The organism is Rhizobium sp. BR 317 (assembly GCF_047445835.1).
Classification (GTDB): Bacteria; Pseudomonadota; Alphaproteobacteria; order Rhizobiales; family Rhizobiaceae; genus Rhizobium; species Rhizobium paranaense.
Genome location: NZ_JARWLB010000063.1, coordinates 1 through 3,732 on the forward strand (window position 1 = coordinate 1; position 3,732 = coordinate 3,732).

Here is a 3,732-nt window from a genome sequence, read left to right on the forward strand (position 1 = left end):
CAGCGGGCATAGCGGGCTAAAACCGCCTCCCGAACGCAGAGACTAACAGCAATCAGAAAGTGATCGATCGATGGCAGCGAACCGCGCCCCAGAAAACCCCTATCTCGCTGCGCGCCAGGAATGGAGCGAGCGATACGGCTCCTATGTCCGGGCAGCMGCCGCATGGCGCATCGTCGGGATTCTGGGTCTCACCATGGCCGTCATCGGCTTTGGCTATTCGATGTATCTGAGCACCCAGGTCAAGCTGGTGCCCTATATCGTTCAGGTCGACAAACTGGGCACAGCAGTGACCGCAGGCTTCCCCGAACAGATCGAATATGCCGATGTCCGGGTGGTGCGCGCTACGCTCGGCAACTTCGTGACMACCTTCCGCTCGATTACGCCGGACGCCGTGGTGCAGAAGCAATATATCGATCGGACCTACGCGCTGCTGCGGACCTCAGATCCGTCGACGCAGAAGATCAATGACTGGTTCCGCAGCAACTCGCCGTTCGAGAAAGCGAAGTCGTCGACCGTTGCCATTGAGGTCAACAATATCGTGGCGCTCTCGAACCAGACCTATCAGATCGACTGGACCGAATACGAACGCGACCGCAAGGGCAAGGAAATCGGCACGCGCCKGTTCCGCGGTATCGCGACGGTMACGCTCACCGCACCGCAGGATGAGGCGACCATCCGCCTCAATCCAATCGGTCTCTATGTCCGGGATTTCGACTGGACAGCGCAGCTTTAAGGGCAGGGGATTTCTCAATGCACAGAACAGGATTGATCGCAGCCGCCGGCTGCCTGGCCACGCTMGTCCTCGCGAGCGGCGCCGAGGCGCAGAGCATGACAAACAACGAGGTGAAGGGCACCAACATATCCAGGAAATGGCGCGGGACGTCAGGGCTGGTGACGACCGGTCCGGACGGCAARGTCATCTTCCTKTTYGGCGARACSCAGCCGTCGGTCGTCTGCTCRCCGCTKCARGTCTGCGATATCGAATTGCAAGGYGGCGAGATCGTYCGCGATGTKCTKGTCGGYGACACGGTTCGTTGGAAGGTSGARCCSGCGACYTCCGGCRCCACCGGCGGKCAGGCGATCCAYYTGATCGTCAAGCCSTCGGARSCSGGWCTCGTCACYTCSATGGTSGTCACSACGTCGCGGCGCACCTATCACRTCCARCTYAARTCSCATCCRAGCCAGTACATGGCSCGCGTCGGCTTCGAATATCCGGAGGATGTCTCGACCAAGCTYGCCGAYATCAAYTCCCGGCTRGAGACCGGCGGCATTCCTGGMACSGCRCCCGACAARCTGAACTTYTCWTACTCCRTCAGYGGMAGCGCGYCCTGGAARCCGAAGSGGGTCTATTCGGAYGGYGYCAARACCTACATYCAATTCTCGAAAWCRGTYTCGAGCCAGGATGCRCCGGTKCTYTTCGTCGTCWSTGGYGGSCAGAACCGCATCGTCAACTACCGGATGAAGAACGACATGATGATCGTCGACTATGCGGTCGACAAGGCGATCCTCGTCTCCGGCGTCGGCTGGCGCCAGCAGAAAATCACCATTCGGCGGGGAGGTTGAACMATGCGCAAGCTTCTCGTCATCATCATCACCGCCACCCTGCTCTCAGGCTGCMAGACGGCCGAGGACGGACTGACAACGAGTTCCACCCCCCTCGCCGTCACCGGCCCCGCCGCAAGCGCAATTGCCGGCGACATGGCGAGCCGGCTCGCCGAGCAGATCGGCCCGGCCGGCACKACGACGCTCAAGATGGATAAKGACGCCTCCGACTTCGCGTCGGCGCTCGAGGCGGCGCTGAAAGGATGGGGCTACACTGTCATCACAGACGGCAAGGTCGGCAAGGATGTCAAACCGGTCGAGCTCGCCTATTCGATCGATGGCGCTGACGGTCAGGTGCTTGCGAGAGTCTCGACGCCCTCCGTCGCGCTTGGGCGGGCMTATTCGACATCGGCGGCGGGCGCCACGCCGGCAAGCCCGCTCTCGATCATGCAGCGCAACTGAKGGGAAGCGGGTATGGTMCAATCTCTCCAGCTCGGCGCCTCCAACCAGGCCGACGATCAGAAGGGCATGCGCCGTCTCAATCGGCTGCCGATCACCATCGCCATCGTCATCATCGCGCTGTTCGCCGGCGTGGTCGTGATCGGACTGTCGTGGCGCGGTCTGCCGTTCAATCGCGGCAATGACATCGACAGTGCTTCGAATACACCTGCAACCAACTTCGGTGACCAGCTCAAACGCGGCGTCACCGACGGCATTATCGGCGAGCCGGTTGAGCGCGAAGCGTTTCAGCCAACGCCTGCCGTCGAGCAGAAGGTCGAGAAGGAAACGACTGTTGTCGACCGTCGGCCGACCGAAAGGGAAGAACGGCGGCCGAGGCTCGAATCCGAAGAGGAATGGAAAGCCCGCCTGAAGCGTGAGSAGGAYGARCAGTATATCCGYGARGCSCARCGSCAGCGCATGGCCCGGCTSCAGGCGCGKGCRACRGCTTTGGACTCGCCGTTGAARGTGGATATTTCCGAYRTCGASAAGGCCGCCAACAATTCCACKGACACGGGCCGGCAAACCACGACTGCGACAGCCAACAATGCCTCGGACCTCTACGCCGCCGCCATGAAATCAGGCCTCATGGGCCAGAACGTCGATCCAAACGCYMAGRSWTCRAAGGARGATTTCTTCAACCAGGACATCAAGGAYCTCGGCTAYYTGCCGAACCGGGTCGTRCCGCARWTKTCRSCCTATGAGCTSAAGCGCGGCTCGGTCATTCCSGCCACSTTGRTCACSGGYCTCAAYTCCGACCTTCCSGGSCGGATCACCGCGCARGTCAGYCAGAACGTCTATGACAGTGCCACCGGCTACMGCTTGCTGATCCCGCAAGGCGCAAAGCTGTTMGGTMGCTACGATTCCAAGGTSTCKTTYGGCCAGGARCGYGTCCTCGTSGTCTGGACCGAYCTCATCTTYCCGAATGGRKCRACKYTGCARATCGGYGGCATGGCCGGTACGGAMGCCGAAGGWTATGGCGGCTTCAAGGACAAGGTCGATCGGCATCTCTGGCGCACSTGGRGTTCKGCRGCRCTCRTCGCGCTGATCGGAACCGGGATYGACATGTCSATGCCGSARAGYTCGACGCTTGCGACTCAGGATACGGCTTCCGATGCCGCCAGACGGAATTTTGCGGAAAGCTTCGGTCGCGTCGCCGAGCAGACAATCTCGAAGAACCTGAATGTACAGCCGACGATCCAGATTCGTCCCGGCTATAAGTTCAACGTCCTCGTCGACCAGGACATCATTTTTCCGTCGGCTTACCGCATAAACTAAAGGAAACGCCAAGTCTGCAAGAGGTGCAAATCTGCGAGTTGCGCTGGCTGAAGAAATGGTGCCGGATGGTCCTGCTCAACGCAGGAAAGGATAGGCGATGACAGAAATGGATTTTGGCGATTTGCCGGATGACGACCCGGACCTTCTCGAAAACACCGCTTTGCCGAAGCAGTTTATCTCGCGCCTTCGACGTGCGTTTTACACCCGGCTTTCGGATTTCGACAACATGGACGATATCCAGATGCTACGCGAGCCGGGAATTAGCTGGCGTATCATCAAAGCCGTCAGATCCRAGCGGGCGCGTATCGACGCCAAGTGATTTTGCTGCTTGAAAAGCGCTGGCGGTTTTTKGATTTKGGGCCTTGCGTGGGCAAACGGGCCGGGCCTTATATCACGCTCTCTTCAGTAAATAGC

5 protein-coding genes are annotated in these 3,732 nt (G+C 59.9%); all 5 read left to right on the forward strand.

What is annotated here, in order from left to right:
• Positions 1-70 precede the first annotated feature (70 nt).
• Positions 71-733, forward strand: coding sequence for a conjugal transfer protein TrbF (locus tag QD357_RS31420; RefSeq protein WP_414125883.1), 663 nt, complete (start codon positions 71-73; stop codon positions 731-733).
• A 17-nt stretch (positions 734-750) separates the two neighbouring features.
• The gene (gene trbG, locus QD357_RS31425; protein WP_414125884.1) at positions 751-1,563 is read left to right on the forward strand and encodes a P-type conjugative transfer protein TrbG; all 813 of its coding nucleotides are present in this window, start codon (positions 751-753) and stop codon (positions 1,561-1,563) included.
• Between the two features lie 3 nt (positions 1,564-1,566).
• Positions 1,567-2,004 carry a conjugal transfer protein TrbH gene (gene trbH, locus QD357_RS31430; RefSeq protein WP_414125885.1) on the forward strand — a complete coding sequence of 146 codons (438 nt, stop codon included), beginning with the start codon at positions 1,567-1,569 and terminating at the stop codon, positions 2,002-2,004.
• 12 nt (positions 2,005-2,016) lie between these two features.
• Positions 2,017-3,318, forward strand: coding sequence for an IncP-type conjugal transfer protein TrbI (gene trbI, locus QD357_RS31435; RefSeq protein ID WP_414125886.1), 1,302 nt, complete (start codon positions 2,017-2,019; stop codon positions 3,316-3,318).
• 97 nt (positions 3,319-3,415) lie between these two features.
• A complete protein-coding gene (locus QD357_RS31440; RefSeq protein WP_414125887.1) occupies positions 3,416-3,637 on the forward strand; it encodes a hypothetical protein in 222 nt (73 codons plus the stop codon).
• Positions 3,638-3,732: the final 95 nt, after the last annotated feature.